8 protein-coding genes are annotated in these 18,898 nt (G+C 68.9%); 1 reads left to right on the top strand and 7 read right to left on the bottom strand.

Features of this window, described 5'->3' with window-relative positions:
- Positions 1-24 precede the first annotated feature (24 nt).
- From ACSFA5_RS05025 to ACSFA5_RS04995, 7 genes are all read right to left on the bottom strand, one after another.
- A complete protein-coding gene (locus tag ACSFA5_RS05025; RefSeq protein ID WP_435442911.1) occupies positions 25-675 on the bottom strand; it encodes an RNA polymerase sigma factor in 651 nt (216 codons plus the stop codon).
- 24 nt (positions 676-699) lie between these two features.
- Positions 700-14,031 carry a filamentous haemagglutinin family protein gene (locus ACSFA5_RS05020; RefSeq protein WP_435442910.1) on the bottom strand — a complete coding sequence of 4,444 codons (13,332 nt, stop codon included), beginning with the start codon at positions 14,029-14,031 and terminating at the stop codon, positions 700-702.
- 264 nt (positions 14,032-14,295) lie between these two features.
- Complete coding sequence (locus ACSFA5_RS05015) at positions 14,296-15,279, bottom strand: FecR family protein (protein WP_435442909.1); 984 nt, start codon at positions 15,277-15,279, stop codon at positions 14,296-14,298.
- 103 nt (positions 15,280-15,382) lie between these two features.
- Positions 15,383-15,892: an RNA polymerase sigma factor gene (locus ACSFA5_RS05010; RefSeq protein WP_435442993.1), complete on the bottom strand. Its 510-nt coding sequence runs from the start codon at positions 15,890-15,892 to the stop codon at positions 15,383-15,385.
- Entirely contained in the window at positions 15,892-16,548 is a 657-nt protein-coding gene (locus ACSFA5_RS05005; protein ID WP_435442908.1) for an STN domain-containing protein, read from the bottom strand. Before ACSFA5_RS05005 ends, ACSFA5_RS05010 begins: the two co-directional genes overlap by 1 nt.
- Before the next feature lie 252 nt (positions 16,549-16,800).
- A complete protein-coding gene (locus ACSFA5_RS05000) occupies positions 16,801-17,487 on the bottom strand; it encodes a transposase (protein WP_435442907.1) in 687 nt (228 codons plus the stop codon).
- A gap of 247 nt (positions 17,488-17,734) precedes the next feature.
- Entirely contained in the window at positions 17,735-18,226 is a 492-nt protein-coding gene (locus ACSFA5_RS04995; protein WP_435442906.1) for a hypothetical protein, read from the bottom strand.
- A 183-nt stretch (positions 18,227-18,409) separates the two neighbouring features.
- Between ACSFA5_RS04995 and ACSFA5_RS04990 the strand changes: the two genes are divergently transcribed.
- Positions 18,410-18,898 (top strand): prepilin-type N-terminal cleavage/methylation domain-containing protein, encoded by a 489-nt coding sequence (locus ACSFA5_RS04990; RefSeq protein WP_435442905.1) that lies wholly within the window; start codon positions 18,410-18,412, stop codon positions 18,896-18,898.

Here is an 18,898-nt window from a genome sequence, read left to right as displayed (position 1 = left end):
GCCGCGTCGCCCCTGAACAGGCGATCAAAGCAGGTTCGACGCGGCACCGCGCGTCGTCCGTGAGGGCCGGAGTCGGTCCGCCCCGCCGGTCGCAGAGCGACCGGCAATCTCGGCGCAATGGTTCAGCGCCTGACGCAAGACGGTATCCACCCGGCGCAGGCTCAGGTCGCAGCGAATCGCAACGTCCTCGCGCGTCATCTCCTCGATGCGCAAGGCCGCCAGCACAGACCGGTGACGATGCGGCAGCCGATGCAGCGCACGCTCCACGGCGGCGAGTTCGGAGCGTGCCTCGGCGATGACGTCGGGACCCGGGCCGGGGTCGGCGAGATGGTCGATTTCGGTATCGGCGTTGTCCGTGTATTGCCAGGACCGATTGCCACGGATGCGGTCCATGGCCACGTTGCAGGCTGTGCGATAGACATAGGCCTCGGGGCTGTGCACCGGCGTGAAGACCGTCAGCTCGCCCAAGCGCAGCCAGGTATCGTGCAGGCACTCGGCGGCCAGGTCGGAACAACCCAGATGCCGGGCCAGGCGTCGATGCAGGCGCACGTAGTTCGCCACGAGAAAATCACGCAGCAGGCTGCCTGGCGTGCCGCTGCGCACCGCCTCTTTCACCTGGTCGCCGTCTGCAGGGCCGGACGCATCCATGCAGCCCCAGTGGTTCACGTCCAGCATGGAAGCCTCCGCATCGAACGGTGCCTAGCGGCCCTGGCGCAGCGCGCGCCGCTCGGCTTCGGACAGTTTCGACATCACGCCGGGATCGAACTGGTCCCCGTGCGCGGCCACCTGGACGAGGTTCTGTGCGTCGTACGGAAAACGCGTGCTGCCCTGCAAACCGGTGCGCGCCGGCGACAGCGAAACCGGGTCTGCTCCCTGCACCGGCTCATTGCCGAAGCCCAGCACCCGGACCGTGAAAACCGAAGGCAGGCTCTGGCGGGCTGCGGCACGCTCACGCTGCATCGCGTCCTGCGCGGACGCGGCGGCCGTGCTCGCTGCCGCGCTGGCATTGGTCAGCGCCCCCACATTCACCGCCGCAACCACCGGCAACCCGGTGGACTTGCCCTGCACCTGGATGTTCTCCGCGTTGACCACATGCAGCGCTGCGATGTTCACGTTGCCCGACACGCGAATGCCGGCCTCGCCTGCATCGATGGTGCCCAGCGGGGCGATCAGGTCCACGTTGCCCGGCGCGACCTCCGGAATCGGATTGAGCGTTGCAATGCCCGCGCCCGTGCTGGGCACATCGGGCGAGATCTTCATGTTGCCGACATCGTCGTAGACCTGCCGCGGCGGCGTGTAGACCACCGTGGTCTTGGAGCCGCGCCCGGCGTTGATGTCGCCTTGGGCCGACCAGGCCAGGATGTCGCCTCCGAAGGTCGTCATGATGCGGCTCTGGCCCAGCAGGATGCTGCCCAGCGAATAGAGCTGGATGTTGCCCTTGCCGCGGGTAATGAGACCGGCGGTGGAAGGCGGCGCGGCACCTTCCACGCCGTAAGTCTGTGCGCCGCCCGGCGTCAGCACCTGGACATCGCCGCCGAGGTTCGTGTGGATGCCCGACCCGCCGTACATGAGCAGGTCGCCCCGGTACGTGATCTCGCTCCCCGTGGCATCCCTGGTCGGGAACAGCGCCGCGATGGCATTGCGTCCGCGCACATAGCTGCCGGCGCGCAGGCCGTTGGCATCGGTGTACTCCCGTCCGCCTTCGCTCAGTTCGGCAAAGTAGACCTGGCGCGCGAAGATGCGCTGCTGCTCGGGCGCCAGCGCATCGAAGTAGGCCAGCGCCTGCTCCGGGGCGCCCTCGAAGCCATAGCGCTCGGAAAGCCACGCGGCCAACTCGACGCCGTAGGTCTTGGCGACCTTTCCCGCCTGCGCGGACAACGGCGTTGCGGCCTCGGCCAGGTTGGCAGGGGCCAGATACGAACGCAGCAGCGCCGTGTAGCTGCCGCCGCGAGCGCCCATGCCGGCCTGCACCGCGATGCCGGCACCGGAACGCCCGTCGCCCGCGACCACGGGCCCGATGCTCGTGAGGTTGGCCCGGTCGTTCTGGATGAAGTTGCGGCCAGCGGAGATTTCCAGGTTGCCGGGGCCGGCAACATCGAAGTTGGCGTAAAGAATGTCGCGCCCTGCCTCGACGACGGAGACGTCGTTCTTGTGCGCATGAACAATCAGGTTGCCGGCAACCGTTGCGCTCGAACCGTCGCTCGTGAAGTCCGGGATTGCTGGCAAGGTGTCGTTGACACGCGTACCTGCGTACACGATGTCGCGCCCTGCCCGCACGGCAATCGGCCCTGCGGCCACGTAGTCGATCTGGTCGGCGCGCACACCCGTTGCGTACCTCACGGTGGTGCCCGTTCTCAGCCCCAGGATGTCGCCATCGACCGCATAGAAGCGGGACGCACCGCCGGACACGTCGATGCTGCCGCTCGCGGTGTTGGCCCCGAAGGCGAGCAAAGGATATTGGCCCACATCTGCCGCCGGCGCGTTGCTGCTGACGTTGCCGATCAGCAAGGCTCCCGCTGCATCGCGGCCCGTGAAGCCGGGGTGCCGGGGGGTCGCCATGACGGACGAATCCGCGGCCGACGAACTGATCGCGTAGCCACTGCCGTACAGGGAGTTGCCCGCCAGCAGTTCGATGCGGCGCTCGCCCAGCGGCGCAAGCAGCAGGCCGCCGTTGTTCCATTGGGTCGCATTGCCCGAGGTGTTGCGGTACGCCGCCGACTGTCCGTAGTAGATGCTGCCCGTGGCCGCCACGGCGCTGACATTGCCCGGCAGCAGGAACCAGCCACCGTTGCTGGTGTAGTCCCAATCGACCACCGCGGGATTCGCGGTGGTTTCGCTGGCGCGGGTATCGAAGGCCAGGTTGCCCCCGGCAGCCATCAGATCGACCGCCGTCCTGCCGGTCCAGAGGCTGAACCAGCTCTGCCCCCGCTCACCGTTGCCGGCGCTGGAAGTGAAGGCGACGCCGTTGGGCGAACCGACCAGCCCGGCGTTCCCGGTGCCGCCCAGCACCAGGTCGCCGCGGCTGGAAACCGTCGCGCTGGTATCGCCCTCCATCAGCATCAGGCCTCCGGTGGCCAGCGACAGGCTGGAGGTGTACGGGTTCGATGCCCGCACCTCCCTGGCGTCCTGCACCGCGCCATAGAACAGCTCGACCGTGCCGATCTGGCCTGCGCTCATGGCGGTGGCGCCACGCAGGTTGACCAGCCCGCCGTACAGCTCGTGGGTCTGGGCCGTGAGCGCGTTGTTCTGCTTCAGGCGTGCGTCGGCCTTGCTGTTCCAGCCACCGCCGATGCGCACGTTCAGATCGCCGCCGCCCGTGAGGAGCAGGCTGCTGTCGGCCAGCACCCGCCCCGTGCTGCCGACGGCCAGCACGACCCCTTGGCCGCGTGCCGATTTGCTGGCATCGACAGGCGCCGTGGAGCGCGCATCGACGATGCCGGCATCGCCACCGACGCGGATCGTGGCGTCCCCGCCGCCCAGGGTGCCGATGCCCGTGAAGCCGGTGACGGCAGGCCAGGACAGCGGGTTGCTGGAGCCGTCCCTTCGGTCCTTGGCGGTGTAGGTGCCGAAGTTGACCCACCATGCCGCGGGCACGTCGTCCACGCCTGCCGTGTTGCCGGTGCCCTGCCTCCACAACCAGTTGCTCACGCTGGAGCTGGCCACGGGCAATTCGCCGCTCGAGCTCCAGGAGTCGCCTGTCAGGTTGCCTCCGACATCGACCCACAGGTTGCCGCCGCCGTCCGGATACCACGCCCTGTACAGACTGTCGGTGCCCCTGACCAGGGTTTCGTAGCTGCCGGCCGCAGCCCCCAGCACCGACGTGCCGCCGGCCAGCAGCCCGCGGGCCTGGTTGTAGCGCGCATCGAGGGAGGCGTCGCTCAGGCGGGTCTGCGTGCCGGCGGTGTAGACGCCGTAGGGCGAGCGCATCGAGAAGTTGCCGCCCGCCGCGATGTCCAGATCGCCCGTGCCGGTGCGCAGCACGCTGAAGATGGGGCTCTTGATGCTGTAGTTGAGCGGCAGGTTGATCGTGGCGCCGTTGCCGAGCGGCAGCTCCCAGAAGTTGGACGCAAGACCGAAGTCGTCAAAGGAGAACGCCTGGTAGAGCGCCACCAGCTGGGGCTCCGTCTTGCCCACCAGTTCGCTGTTGTTGCCGATGCCGTTGGGAAGTCCCCCGGCCGCCCCCACCACGGCGTCGACCCCCTGGCGCGTCAGCCCCAGCAGGATGTTGCCGTTCGAGGCCGCCCAGAAGTCGGCGGGAAGACCGAAGTCGTCCCAGGAGAAGGCCATGTACAGGGCAATGATCTGGGCCTCGGTCTTGCCCACCAGTTCGCTCTTGCTGTTGATGCCCCCGGGAAGACCGCCCGCGGCATTCACCACGGCATCCACCCCGCGCGCATTGAGGCCGATCAGGGCGCCGCCGCCCGTTTTCTGCGTGCTGTAGTGGGCATCGGCCAGAACGATGTCGCCGCTGCGCAGCGCATTGCGCGTTCGCGCATCGGCCGCGCCGAGATCCGCCCCGGCCACCAGCCGCATGCTCCAGGACTGCGAGCCCTCGGGCAGCATCGGCGCCACCGCCCAGTTCTGCGCCTGGCGCCCCGTCGAATCCGCCGGCCGCAGGTTGACCACCGCGGCATCGTCGGGCAACGCCACGTTCGTGCCGGAGGCGATCAGCGCCCCCACCGGCAGCGCGAGCGCACCCGACTGCACCATCGCCACCGGCAGCGCTGCGCCCTTGGGCCAGTCCAGGCGCGCCAGTGCCACTGCCACGGGCAGCCGTGCGCCGGCCATCAACCGGGCTCCCACCGGCAGCGCCAGGCCGTCGGTGCCCACCACCGTGCCTGCCGCCAGCATCACGCTGCCATCGGCCGCGCGCACGTCCGCCGCGAGCACCGTGCCGGCGGGCAGCGTCAAGGCGCTGTCCAGCGTGATGGCGCCCGGCAGCACGGTGCCCGCAGGCAGGGTGACGTTCTTGGCCGTGATCGCGTAGTTCAGCGTCTTGCCCGCCGGGTAGGTGGTGCCCTCGGCCAGGGTGACGCCGGCCACCGGCACCACCACGTCGCCGCCGAAGGCCTGCACGCCGGAGGTCAGGATCCAGCCACCGTCGTCCGGCGTCTCGGGGGGTGGTGCAAAGCCGTCGTTGATGCTGCCGTAGACGGACAGGTCGCCGCCCGCGCGCAATGTCAGCATGCCTGCCTCGCCCGAGCCGTAGACACCGGTCTTGCGCGTGTTCGGGTTCAGGCTGGCGTAGCGGTAGCCCGACAGATCCAGGTCGCCTTGCACGACCAGGTCGCCATTCGGCGTGGCGCTGGCGATCTCGACCGCCGGCCGCAAATGGAAGGCGTCGCGGTACGCGGCGTTGTTCAGACCGGCCAGCCTGGTGCCGAGCAGGCCGGCATTGCCGAGCGCAGCGTCGATGAACCGCGTGGCGTCGTCGTGCTTGGCATTCAGGTAGGCCTGGTCCACGACCTGGTACGGGCGCCCGCTGGCCGCCGCATCGCTGCCGTAGGGCGCGTCGTCGTAGCGCTGCTTGCCGTACACGGCGATCGACCTGGCGCCCTGCACGTTCACCACGCCGCGGGCGTCGATGGCGATGTCGCCGAAGGTGGCCGCATCGGCGTCGCGCACGCCGCCGCTGCTGCCCAGGCGGGCCGCATACAGGTCGAGCGTGCCGCGGTTCCTGCCGTCGCCCCCGGCAGAACCGGTGCCATGGCGCAGGTCGATGCGTACGCCATCGGCCAGCGTCAGGGTGCCGGTGCCGGCATCCAGTTCCACCATGGCCCGGTTGGGGCTGTCGATGATCTTGCCGTAGCCGTCCACGCGCAGCACCGTGCCGTGGGCATCGAGCACGGCGGTGTTCGCCAGCGTCAGTCCGTTGGCCGCGGCCAGGCGGATGCTTCCGACCTGCTCGCCGCTCGCATCGATGGTGCCGGTCACATTCAGGTGCCCGCCGTCCAGGGAAACGTTGATCGCGCGGGCCTTCAGTTCGTTGCCGATGCCCAGGTCGCCTTGCTTGAACTGGAAGCTGCGCTCACCCAGGAAGCCCCCCTCGTTGAGCCGGGTGTTCAAGGCGGCGAACTGGTCGGTCAGCGTGCCGCCGCCGCCCAGTTGCCGCGCGCGTACTTCCACACTCCCCGCCCGGTAGGGCACCAGGGTGCCGCCCGCATCGTGGTGGCCGCTCGCGCCGCCCAGCAAGGTGCCCTGGAGGTTCACCCCGCCGGCGCCGTCGGCCAGCGCGATGGCGCTCAACACCCCCGCGTCGTTGTTCCGCGCCGAGACATCGATGGTCGAGCCCGCCGCCTGGCTGATGTTGCCCGACACCGTGCGCAGCATGACGTCGCCGCCCCATGAATAGCGGCTGACGTCATGCATGGCGATCTCGCGGCCGGCCAGGTCCAGCCAGGCCGCGTTGCCCAGCGAGATGTCGCCATCCGCCGTGACGGTGAGTTTGCCGCTGGGCAGCGCCACCGTGGTGTCGAGCCGTACCGCGCTGCCGGTGAGGTTCAGTTCCGCACCGGTCTGCACGCCGGCCGCAAGCCCCGTGGCGCCCGCAGGGGCCGCGCCGCCGGAGGGCGCCAGCACCTGCAGCGTGCCGCCGGCGGTGATGCTGTTGACCGAGCCGCCCGCCCCCGTGACCAGCGGCGCAGTCAGCACCAGGTTGCCGCCTTCGTGGCGCAGCCCGTCGGGGCCTGCCACCTGGGACCGGTACACCGACAGCGACCCCTTCTGGTTGGCCGTGATGCGCTCGCTGGCGCTCAACTGCACATCCGAAAAGCCCAGGACGGTGCGCCCGAAGTTGTCTACCCCGTTGGGCTGGGCGGTCGGGTCGTAGCCGAACTCGATCACCTCGGCGTTGACCACCAGCTTGCCGGCACCGGTGCCGCGGCCACCGGCAATCGGCGCCGGGGCGGCGTTCGCAAGACCCACCCAGGTGAGCTTGCCGGTGCTGATGGTAGCGACATCGCCCGCGGCGCCATGGCCGTAGATGGCCGGCGTGGACAGCACCAGGTTGGCCAGGGACGACTTGCCCGTGGCGGGATCGATGGTGTCCAGGCTGACGTTGCCGAAGAGGTTGACCGATTCGGCCGCGGTGAGCACCAGCCGCTCGAGCGCCGGCGCACCGTACTCGGTGTCGCCCCGCAGCAAGCGGCGCAGCACCGGCTGGCTCAACGTCAGGCCGCTGGTCAGCGCGCCGCGCGACGCCGCGGCGGCCAGGTCCGCCTCGCTGCCGGCATTGACGGCCCCCACGGCCAGCACCAGGTTGCGCGTGCCGTAGCGCACGCTGTCGCTCAGCTGGAAGTCATGTCGCGTCGCGGCCAGCAGCGTGCCCTGCGAATACAGCTGGGTGGTGCCCGTGCAGGTGACGCCGCAGACACCGATGGCGATGGGGCCCGCGCCCACCGACGAAGACTGGTCCGCTTCGGGTGGCAGCACGTTGAGCCAGCCGTTGGAGGCAGCCACCACGGAGACGGCGCCGGGCCGGTAGATGTAGCCGTTCGTCGAGTCGAAGGCCACCCTGCCGGTGCCGATGGTGTTGATGCCCGCTCCGGTTTCAATGGCGATGCCGCCGCTGGCATTGCCCGCCACCAGGAACACTTCGGGCGCCTTCAGGATGGCGCCCTCGCGCAACACGATGCTCCCCGTCTGCCCTGCCACGTCGACGTAGTTGCTGGCATTCGTGCCGTTCTGCACGCCGTAGGTGGACGACAGGCGCCCCCCCACGACCATGCGCGCTGCGCCGACGGCGTTGAGGTCCCCTGCACGCAGGGACAACCCGTCGAAGCCCTCGGTGGGCGTGGCTGCGTTGCCAAGAACCTCGATCGCGCCAGTTCCGACGTTGCCACTGGTGGTCACGACGCTGACCGTGCCGCCGTAGCCCCCCTTGGCCGGCGTGAAGTCCGCCCGCCCCTGGAAGCTGAAGGTGCTTTCGGCCGAGGAGGGCAACCGGAAGGCCAGGCTCTTGGCGTCCGCCGGGAGCACGGCGCGCACGGTGCCGGCCAGCGCGGCCTGCTGAAGCACGAAGTCCGAGTAGCCGGTTTCGTTGTACTGGGAGTAAGTTCGCAGCACGCTCGCCGGCGTGATGACGAGGGCGCTCGACAGGCTGTCGGCCAGGCCGGTGTCGGCAGTGCCCAGCGTGCCTGCCACGGCATACGACCCGTTGCGCATCGGCAGGGCGCGGCTGGCAGCCAGGCCGGTCGCCGCGCCGTTGATCTCGACCCGGAAAGCGCCCGGCATCAGGGCGTAGTTCGACGGCAGCAGGGTGTAGGTGCCGGCGGCCAGCCCGGGGATGTCGTTGGCGCCGATGCGAACCTGCTGGCCGATTCGGGGATCGACCGCGCCGCCGCCGTCCGCGGGCGCATAGGCCGAGGCGTAGCCGGGCACGATGGCATACACCGGATGGCTGTCCAGCCCCGGCAGCACGAACCCGCTGCGGCCGGTTTGCATCAACGGGTTCATTCGCGCATCGGTGGAACCGCCACGGCCCGAAACGAAGCCGGCACCGCGCAGGTCGCCGCCGCCCGACAGGTCGAGCACCGCGTCCTTTTCCGTCGCGATGTTCCGGGCGGAGACCGAAATCTCCCCGGCGCTGCCTGTGCCGCGCAGCAGCACGGGCTTTCCGCCTTCGGTGTAGTTCACGCCGTCGGCGGTGCCGCCATACGGCATCACCAGGCCCGCGGCGCTGATGGAGGTCAGGCTGCCCGCTGCCAGCTTCACGGAGCTGGTCACGCCGGTCGTGCCGGAGGTGTCGGTGCCCAGCGTGATCGAGCCCAGCGGTGCCCGCAGAACGCCGTTCTGCTCAATGTGGGCCGCGCCCAATGTCAAGGTGCCGAAGACCGAGTAAGGCACCGCGGGATCCGCAGCCTGTGCATCGGCGCGTTCGACGACCAGGCGGCCCGCCGGATCGTAGGCCTCGGCACTTTCGCGGCCTGCCAGCACGCGAGCCGACACCCCGGTCGCCGGGTACACCTGTGCCGCGTGCAGCAGGATGTTGCCCGCACTGCTCAGTTCCGTATCGGTGACCGCGCCGCTTTTCAAGGGCGCGCCCGCCACGAAGCGCAGGTCGCCCTCGCTGTTCAGGTTCAGCTGGCCGAACCCGGCCCGTTCCACCGTCGAGAAGCCCACGGTGTCGTTCAAGCCCGACGTGACGACACCCTTGACATCGACCAGCTTGCCCTTGGCACTCAATGTCGCGCTGGAGTCCAGCGTGCTCACGCCGCCCTGGTAAGAAGGACGCACGTGGTTCTCTTCGCCCGCGTTGTCGCTGATGCCGGCCAGCAGCACGTAGGGCGCGGACAGCGACACGTTGATGGCGGGCGCAACGCCATCCGCCACGGCCAGCGCGCCCGAATAAATGCGCAGTTCCTTGCCCATGGCCAGGCTCACGTCGCCACCGAAACTCACGAGGCCGTTGCTGTAGAGGGTCAGCGAAGAGAAGCCGCCGTCCTGCACCTGATTCACGCCCAGCGCCGCGTGGCCGTACCGGCGCGCGGCTGCCTCGGTGGCACCCGGCACGCGCTGCTGCACGAGCGTCAGATCGCGCACCGCCAGCACCGCGTCGTCCACCGTGGCGTTCAGCGACTTGTAGTTGGGCGCTTCCAACGCCACCACCAGACTGCCACCCGCGGCGCCCGCGCCGCCGGCGTGGGCGCGCATGCGGCCGTCGAGATACAGGCCGCTGGCCGATGCGATCTGGATGCTGCCGCCATCGCTGGCGACTGTCCTTGCGCCCGTGCCATCGGCGTCCAGCCGCGCCGAGCCGCCCGACGCGTCCAGCAGAGCGCCCTCGCGGATCACCACGAAGGCATCCGAGGCGATGGCACGGCTTCCCGATTCCTGCAGGGTGCCGCCGACGACGATGCTTCCACCGTCGCTCAACACGCCGTAGGGGCGGCCGCGCGCGTCCGACGCCACCGCGGACGCGGCCGACGCATCGAGCACGGCATGCTCGCCCAGCAGGATGGTGCGCGAATTGGCAGAACCATCCGCCGTGCCTGCGCCTTGCGCCAATGTCTTGCCCGCTGCCGCGGACCGGGGTCCGAGCAGGCTGATCTGCCCGCCTCGCGCCTGCAACGCACCGTCGACCGTCAGGTTGCCTCGGCTCGACAGTGCCATCGACTGGCCGGGGTCGACCCGCACGGTCGCCCCTTCGCCGACGTACAGGCTGCCGCTGTTGCCTGCGCCCGCCATCTCGTCCGCCAGCCCCGCCGCCATCGACAGGCTCGCGCCGCCACGCTGCGTCAGCGTGCGGGTGGCGGACTGCGCCTGGTACAGATCGGGCAGCCGGGGTTGAAACGCGGCCTTGATGTCGGCCCCGCTCGACAGCGCAGAGGCGTCCGCCTGCAGCACAGGCATCGTCACGTCCAGCGTCGTGCCGTCCGGTACGACCACGCCGTTGTGGCCGCGCACGTCGTACCGGGCGAATCCGGCCTGGAACAACGTGGGGGACAGCACCGTCGTCTTCACCACCTCGGCGGCCCGCGACAGTTGCGTACCCGCAGCCAGTCGCGCTCCGGCCGCCACCGTGAAATCGGCCGGTGCGATTTCTCCGGCAGGGGTGATGACGGTCATGGCCGTCTTCAACTGAATGCCTTCGGGAAAGACACGCGCATCCACTACATAGCCGGCAAAGTAGCGGCCCTGTGAACCTGAGAACTGGACGGTGGTTCCTGCCGGTATCACCACGCTTCCGGGCGTCGAGAAGAAAGACAGGCTCCACACCCTGCCGTCCTGGCTCACGACCCTGTTGAGCGAGAGCGGAGTGGCGCCAGCCGGTGGCAACGGCAGCACCCAGTCGGCCCCCAGCGTGTACCAGACGTCGGTTGCGGGCGTTCCGCCTGGAAGCACTTGCCCCGGCAAGGCGAGGAGCGTTTGAGATGAATAGCCGACGGGCAGCACCTCCCCCGCCTTGACCTCGTAGTTCTTCAGCAGGATCAAATCCGCCCGGGCCGATTCGCCGGCCCCCAGCACGCCGTCGGTCTGCACGACTTTTCCACCGATGGCGACGGCGCTCGCCGACTCGATCTCCAGCGCGCCTCCGCCCTTGACGCCATAGCCGCGGATGTCGCCGTCCAGGGCCAGCACCGCCGCCGCATTGCCGGCCCCCGTACTCGCCAGTCCCGAGCCCAGTTGAACGGAGCCGCCCGTGCCTGCGGCGATGCTGCCGTTGGCCAGCACCGCCGCGCCCGAGGACACATCGATCAGCGAGCCGGCGGCCAGCGTCACGCTCTGCGAGGAACGGATGCTGACCGTGCCGCCGTCGACATGCGCCAGGTCCGCCGGGTTGCCGCCAGCGGTGCGCAGGTCGGTCGATCGGCCCGTCGCGTCGAGCATCACGCCTTGACGCAACCAGACACCCCCTTCGGTGCCGCTCGGCATGGCGATGCCGACATCGCCGACCGGAGAACCCGTGATGTCCTGAGGCTGCCGGAGCACGTCGCCCACACGGAGGGTGCCGCTGTGCGCCGTCAGGTGAGCCGCCACATCGACCGCTGGCGCATACAGAACGATCTCGCCGCCGTCGGCGACCTGCAACGCACCGTGAACGCCGACCTCTTTCCTGGCCGCAATGCGCACAGCGCCCAGGTTCGATGCACTCAGGCTCGCGGCGTCCAGATGCACCACACCCCGGCGATCGGCCGGCACGGCATCGGCCAGCTGCAAGCCATCGGCAAGGACCTGGCTGCCCTGGTCGAGCGACACACTGTCGAGCAACGGCGTCAGGGCGTAGAGCAGCAGGCCCTTGTCCGCGTCGTAGACCGGGCGATACTGACCCAGGATCAACTCGCCGCGCCGCGCCGCGGCGTTCTGCGACTGGCGATAGCCGTCCAGACCGGCCTGTGCGGCCTGCGTCTGCCGCGGCCCCTGGAACGTTTCGCCGACGATGGTGCCCTCGAGCACCGCACTGCCGGTAGCCACCACCAGCTTGCCGGCGTCGCGCCCCACGGTGTAGCCGTTTTCCAGCCTGCTCTGCGGCCCGATCAGGGGGTTGTAGAAGTACCCCGTCGCGTTCTTGCCCCAGCGCACGTGCTCGTCCTCGAAGCCACGGTACAGCCCGGTGTAGAGCAGATCTCCCGGCGCCCTGGAAACCTCGTACAGCCGGCCGTCGCTGCCCTTGAGCCAGCTCTGGCGGATGGTGCCGGTCGCCACGTCCAGCGTGCCGCCGGACAGGTTGATCCCGGAGCCCGAACGGGTCACCACGTCGCCGCCCGTCACCGTGACGGTGCCGCCTTGCGCCATCCACTCGCCGACCGTGTGCCCACTGGTCGCCAGGTAGCCGCTGACTTCCAGCAAGCCGCCCTGCGTGTACCAGCGATCGGTCGCATACCCCTGGGTGCCCGCAGGCACGAGAACCAGTCTGCGCCTGTCCACCCACAGGTTCAGGCTGTTGAGGTTCTTGCTGTCGCGGTTGAGCGGCGCATCGCGTTGCTCGTTGCCCTGCGCGTTGATCAGGACGTTGTTGCTCTCCATCGATACCTTGGCCCCCACGGCGCCCGAGACGTCCAGCTGCGCGCCGCTGGCGACAAGCGTGCGCTTCGACGCGGACACCGCGATCTCGCCGCCGGTGGCCAGCGTCATCGATGCGCCCTGGAACTCCACCGTGCTGCCGCTGACGATCTCGATGCGCGAGAGATCGCGGCGATCGAGCACGCGGCCGAGGTTGTCGAACACGCCTGCGACGTCGTTGCCCGTGGCGCCTGCAATGCGCTGCAGACCCGCGTCGCGCTGGCTGTCCAGCGCGGTGGCATCGCTGTCGGCCAGCAGGATCGCGGTGGTGCCGCCCTGCGCCAGCGTGACGGTGCCGGTCTCGTCGCTGGCGCGGCTGGACAGATGAACGGTGCCGCGCTTGGCTGTCGAGGTGGTCGCCACGACCACGCCCGCCTGGGTCACCGCATGGCCGGTCAGCGTGATGTCGCCGGTGGAGGCGGTGATCAAGCCGGTGTTGACGACGCTGCCCGCGGTGCTGCCCGGGTTTCGCGAGGTGGAGACCTCGTTGCCCGCGGTGGTCGAGCCCGTGTTGGCCTCGGTGCCCGCGCCCTTTCGAATGGTGAAGCTGTCGCCGGCGGCCAGCACGGTCTGTCCCGACGGCGTGGCGATCTGGCCGGCGTTGCGCACCTCCTTGCCCAGCAGCAGCACGTAGCCGCCGCCCTGGGTGACCGAGCCGGGGGCGTGGGTGGCAATTTGCGCACCGGCCTGCACCTCGACCGTACCGGCGGCGCCGGTGAACGTGGGCGCACTGCCGCTGGCGTCGACGTACAGCCCCTTGGCGCGGAACTGGTCGTCCGTGATCGTGGCCGCGGCGGCGACCAGGTTGCGCGCGTCGACCTGGCTGGTGCCGGAGAAAACCACGCCGTTGCGGTTGGCGACGAGCACGGTGCCATCGGCCTTGATGCGGCCCTGGATCTGCGAAGGACGCGCCTGCGGATCATTGACCTTGTTGAGCACGGCCCAGCTCGGGTCCTGCCTGAATTCGACCGTGGTGTTGCGCCCCACGTTGAAGGTCTCCCAGTTCAGGATGGCCTTGTCGCCGGTCTGCTGGATGGCGACGTTCGTGCGGCCATCGAGGCGCGATTGCTCGGGTGCATTGGCGTTGTGCCAACCGGCGGTAAGACTCTGCGTGTCGATCTTCAGGCCGCCATCGGCCAGGCCGTCCGGCACCGACGAAGGGTCTTTCAGGGCCGCCTCCCGCGCCGCGGCCTGGGCGGCCTGCTGCGCCGCAATGGCCTGGGCGGCGAGGTTCAGGTTGCTGATCGAGCGCTGCAACTGCTCGTTGGCACGCTGCTGCTGGGCTTGCGGGTTGGTCAGCATCGAGGCGGGTGTGCCGTTGGGCAACATGCCCGTCGCGCTCGCGCTGCTCTGCATGGCGCCCTTGTTGGCAAACCACGAAGGACTGAACGCGCGCTGTGCCTGCGCAGGACCGATCACACCGCCCGCGGCGACGAGCACGGCAATGGCTCGCGCCATGGGTGCGATGCGAAACCCGATGTCCTTCGTGTGTGCTGACCGGTCCGTGCCGATGCGCCCGCGTGTGCTCATTGAAGTTCCCGCCGAAATGGATGTCGAAGTCGAACTGGCAGCACGCGGGTTCGCGTGTGCGTCTGTACACAGTGCCCGCCCCCTTGGGGAGAAGGCCTTCAGCCATGTTTCACGACCGATGTCTCTAGACGGATGCCAGTTCGCGAACCCGCAGCGAAAGGCTTCAATTTTTTTGCCGCCGGGCGGCGAACGCTGGTCGAAGACCAGGAGCGAGCCGGCACGGCCCGGCCCGATGCGCCGTGCAAGGTGCGGCGTTGAAAGCCGTCAGCTCAGCACAAGCACGCCTGCAGGAAACGATCGCGCGCTGAGATCGAAGGAGTACTGAATCTGCAGCAGCGCGGTTTCGATCTCGGTGACCTTGATGCGCGCGGTCACGGTCTTGGTGCGCAACGCGTCCCCCACCAGCATCACCCGGCCCGGACGGTAGCGGTTGATCTCGTGCAGGACGTCGGGCAAGGGCATCTGCCTGAACACCAGTTCGCCCTGCCGCCAGGGGGAAAGGGCGTCCGGCTCGATCGCCGCAATCTCGCTCACGGCGCGAGCGTCGTACACAGCGAACTGCCGCGCCTGCAGCACACGCCTGCCCGCGGGGTGTTCGACCCGCACCCTGCCGTGCAGGCACGTCACGCAGATTCGGCCATCGAGATACCGGACCTCGAAACTCGCCGCCTCGGCAACGACCCGCCCTGCACCCGCCACCACGCGGAACGCCTGCGCGTCCTCGCGCACTTCCAGCGCCGCCTCGCCCTCCAGCAACTCCACGCCGACCGTCTGTCCGCGCTCGCTCAGCCGGCGCAGGCTGGTACGGGTGTTCATCGCCACCGTCACGCGGTCGTCCAGGGACACCTCTCGCTGCTCTCCCACGGCAGTGCGGTAGTCCGCACCCCACTGCCCGGCATCGGGCCACAGCCCCAGCGGCGAATAGGCCGCCACGCCCGCGGCAGCGGCACCGCCGATCGCGGCTGCGAAAAAAGTGCGCCGGCCCACCCGAGGCCGATGAACCGTCTTGCGGTGATAGCGCGCCGCTTCCGCGTTGGTGGCCAGCACACGCCCGCTCACCGACTCCAGCAGCCGCCACTGGCGCGTTGCCTCCCGGAAGGCGGCCAGATGCGCGGCGTCGGTATCGCGCCAGCGCTTGAAGGCCTGCGCCTCCCATTCGCTGACATGGCCCGAGGCAAGCTTGCGCACCCAGGCCTGCGCATCCTTGAGCGCATCGGGCAGGTTGTTGCCATCACCGGATTGCATCATCGACTCGTTCTCAAATTCCTTGTGCGGGCTCGCACTGTCTACTAGACGTTTGCCGGCCCGCAAACCCGCTGAAAAAATTTCGCGATTCCGTCATGAGCGTGTGCTAGCGCGCCAGCAAGCGGGCGGCGCAGTACTCCTGGGCCACCTTGAGTTCGCTTTCCACGGTGCGCAAGGACACCCCCAGCCGCTTGGCGACTTCGCGTTGCGGCCAGTGCTCCCAGCGCACCAGGAGCAGGATTTCGCGACGGCGCGCGGGCATCTCGTTGACCGCCGTCATGAGCGCTTCCAGCTCCGAGCGGGATTCGGCGATCTGCGCCGGGCCGGGCGCGGGGTCCGGAAGAACGTCCATCAGCTCCTGCACGTCTTCTGCCGACAGCATCCGGCTCTGGCTGCGCCGCACGTCGATGGCCATGTTCACGCCCATGCGGACCAGGTAGGCCTGAGGGCTGGAGACGGGGCCGGCGACATGGCTGTCCCTCTGCAGGCGCAGCCAGATCTCGTGGACGGTGTCGCCCGCGAGATCCGCGCTGCCCAGCTGGATGGCCAGGCTGTGCTTGATCTGCTCGTAGCGCTGGGTCAGAACGCTGCGCAGAAGGGGCAGGACGTTGTCCATCACGGCGGTGCAGACCCGAGACTGGCGCAGGCACTGCCTGCCGGGCCGTGGCTCGGCATGACGACCAGCAGCAACGGCTGGCGCAGATCCGCCGGCGGTGAATGGTCCAGCCGCAGGCCGTTCAACGCTGCGACCATGGCCCGGTCGCGCCCCGCGTCTCCGGTCGAGCCGATCAGGCGAGCTTGCGTCAGGCGGCCGCCGACATCGATGTTCAGTCGCAGCGACGCCCGGTAGCCGCCGGGCGCCGTGCGCGGATCGGCGCACAGCGCTTCCCAGACACGGACCTGAACAAGGCCGTCATAGCGACGGTCCAGCCCAGGCTCGGCAGGTGCTGCTGCCGCCACGGCAGCCATCGGCCTGAGCACGAAGGTGTCTCCGAGCCTGCCGCCCGGGTTTTCCGCCAGCAGGCCGGTGCCGATGAGCAGCGCGGCCAAAGCGGCCTGCGGGACATACCGGCCCTTGATCGGTGCCGACATGCGCCCTTGCACCAGCGCGTCGCTGAACAGGACCGTCTGGTCGGCAACGACCGCGTACCGCGCCAGCGCGGAAGCGAGCGGCTGGCCGGCAATGTCGAAGTCGAGTGCGTCCTGCCGAACCGCAGCCACTGCAGCCGTCGAGTCACCGGTCGCCGACGCAGCGGCAGGGCTCACCGTCATCCACAGGGCACAGGCATGAACCGCCGCTCGGCCTAGTACGCCACGCGCAACGGCGCGTACCACGGCCCACCCCCCCACGATGCCTTGCCGAAGGCGCCCCGCCACCCACAGCCAGCACGCCGGGCATGAAACGGGAAGGGAAAGGAGGGCGTCAGCACGGCAACGAGAACCCCGGCAAAAAAATACATGGTCCGTTCGGCAAGTTGCATGCGTGTGACACCGCCGATGTCCGCCCGGACAAGGCGCCGCTGTCTACAAGGTCACGGTTTGCTCGTCACGCGCGCGCCGTACAGGTGCAGGGTCATCCCCCGTGGACAGGCCCGAGGCATCGACGCCATGCGACCGCAAGGTATGCAGCAAACCGCGATTGATGCTGAATTCTTCAGCGTAGGCAGTCGACAGGACGCCACCCGTCAGGCAGCGGTACACGATGTCGACCACATGGGGGTCGGCGCTGACCATGTCGACGTCCTGGGCGAACGCTCGCAGCTCGGGCAGCGGCTCGGAACGCAGCAGGTAGCCGACAAACCACCGCCACAGCATGTTGTAGCCCAGCCCCTCGCGCAGGCGTTTGGGGCCCGACAACGAGTACACGATCTGCAACAGCCAGGCGCGCGTGACCATGCGTGCGTCGATCCCGCTCCTGCACTTGACCGACAGCGCGTTCATGAAAAGACCCTCGTAGGCCAGCGCGCTGTCGATGGCCTCGCGCAGTGCCACCAGGGCATGGTCTTCGGGCACGAAGGACTTCAGGTAGTCGGCCTCCATCCACACCGGGTGCGACACGATCCACACCCAGGGCACCCCGTACCGGTCGATGGGCACCGGCTTGGTTCGAGCGACTTCCACGTGCCTGGACAGCTCCTTGTCCAGTGTCTGCATCGACACGCTCGCCATGGCATCGAGCGAGACGTGCGAACTCGGTTTCTTTTTCTTCATCCAGATTCCTCCATCTGTTGGGCACGTGGCCACTTCCCCGCAGCATGCGTCTGTCGTTCCATGGCTCTCGACCGATCTTTCTAGACGAATGCCGCTCGACGAAACCGCAGGAAAAAAGGCACGAATGCGTGTGCCGAAAAAATGACGCATTGGCTCGCACACGAAAGTTCGCAACCGCAGTTAGTGGGTCGTTCGGCTCCGACCTGCCGGCATCGACACGCCGCAGCGCCGCGCAGCGCGCCACGATTCACGGCACGCGCACGATCCCCGGCGGGCCGTAGTCGGGGCGCAGTGGCGCCGGGATGCGAGTCGCAATGCCGGCGCGCTCGATGGTCACGGCGTCGGGCTCGATGGATGCGAGGGTGACCTCGCGCGCCACGGTCTCCCCGGCCATGTAGGCCTTGGGCGATGCGCCATTGATCGCCAGCATCGCCACCGCACGATCATGCCGGCGCACGAGGCCGATCACGACCACGTTCAGGCGCATCTGGCCGGGGCCCAGCCACGCGGCCACAGCCTGGGCCGCGCGATCGGCAGGCACCGCGGCAAAAGGCCGCGCTTGCGGCGAGGTTGCCTGCGGCCCGTGCAGCCGGTAGCCCCAGAAACACACGCCGGCAATGACCGCCCCCAGGCCGAGCGCATGCACCGCGCGCACCGGCGATACCGGCGATACCGGCGATACCGGCGATACCGGCGATACCGGGGCCGGCCATTTCCATGTTCGCCATGTTCGGGTCATCACGCTACTCCTTGAATGTTTGTACGTCGGGGAACGCGGGCGCACCGCGTTCCATGCGAAGGCAGCGTCCAGTATTAGCAGAGACGTATTGGAAATTCATGTCAACGCCACATTACTGCCCTACTATTTTTTCGCGTCACCGCAGAAGAACTTCCACCTCACATGGAACGGCAGCGCTGCCTCATGAACAACTCTCCTGGCCCGCATCGTGGCTTCTCCCTGATCGAAGTGATGGTCGTGCTGGTCATCGTCGGCATTGCAACGGCCGCGATCTCGCTCAGTGCCGCGCCCGACCCTTCCGAGCCGCTGCGGATGGACGCGCGCGAGCTCGCCTTGCGGCTCTCCACCGCACAGCAGGAGGTGCACATCGACGGCCGTGTCATTGCCTGGGAAGCGCGCGGCGACGGCTACCAGTTCGTGCGAGGCACATGGATGAACACGCCCGGCAGCGTGGTTCCGACGGTCTCGACCGGCGGCGAGCTCGATCGCTTCGCGCAGGACGATGCGCTGCGTCCCCGCCGGTGGCGCGCCGGCACCGTGGAAGTCACGCCGGCCGCCCCTTTGGTGCTGACTTCCGAATGGATCGGGTCTCCGTTTTCGCTGGCGCTGCGCAGCGGGCCGTACAAGGTTGCCGTGGTGCGCGATGCCACGGGCGGCTTCAAGGCGCAGTGA

Origin of the sequence: Variovorax monticola, assembly GCF_051216855.1 — a bacterium.
Lineage (GTDB): Bacteria > Pseudomonadota > Gammaproteobacteria > Burkholderiales > Burkholderiaceae_C > Variovorax.
Note: the sequence above shows the minus strand (reverse complement) of the source record. Positions and strands in the feature narration are given on the sequence as shown.

Excerpts from the sequence above, each read along its gene's own strand:
- ACSFA5_RS04990 (WP_435442905.1), top strand. The coding sequence starts at position 18,410 with ATGAACAACTCTCCTGGCCCGCATCGTGGCTTCTCCCTGATCGAAGTG.
- ACSFA5_RS05020 (WP_435442910.1), bottom strand. The coding sequence starts at position 14,031 with ATGAGCACACGCGGGCGCATCGGCACGGACCGGTCAGCACACACGAAG.
- ACSFA5_RS05010 (WP_435442993.1), bottom strand. The coding sequence starts at position 15,892 with ATGGACAACGTCCTGCCCCTTCTGCGCAGCGTTCTGACCCAGCGCTAC.
- ACSFA5_RS05025 (WP_435442911.1), bottom strand. The coding sequence starts at position 675 with ATGCTGGACGTGAACCACTGGGGCTGCATGGATGCGTCCGGCCCTGCA.
- ACSFA5_RS05000 (WP_435442907.1), bottom strand. The coding sequence starts at position 17,487 with ATGAAGAAAAAGAAACCGAGTTCGCACGTCTCGCTCGATGCCATGGCG.
- ACSFA5_RS04995 (WP_435442906.1), bottom strand. The coding sequence starts at position 18,226 with ATGACCCGAACATGGCGAACATGGAAATGGCCGGCCCCGGTATCGCCG.
- ACSFA5_RS05015 (WP_435442909.1), bottom strand. The coding sequence starts at position 15,279 with ATGATGCAATCCGGTGATGGCAACAACCTGCCCGATGCGCTCAAGGAT.
- ACSFA5_RS05005 (WP_435442908.1), bottom strand. The coding sequence starts at position 16,548 with ATGACGGTGAGCCCTGCCGCTGCGTCGGCGACCGGTGACTCGACGGCT.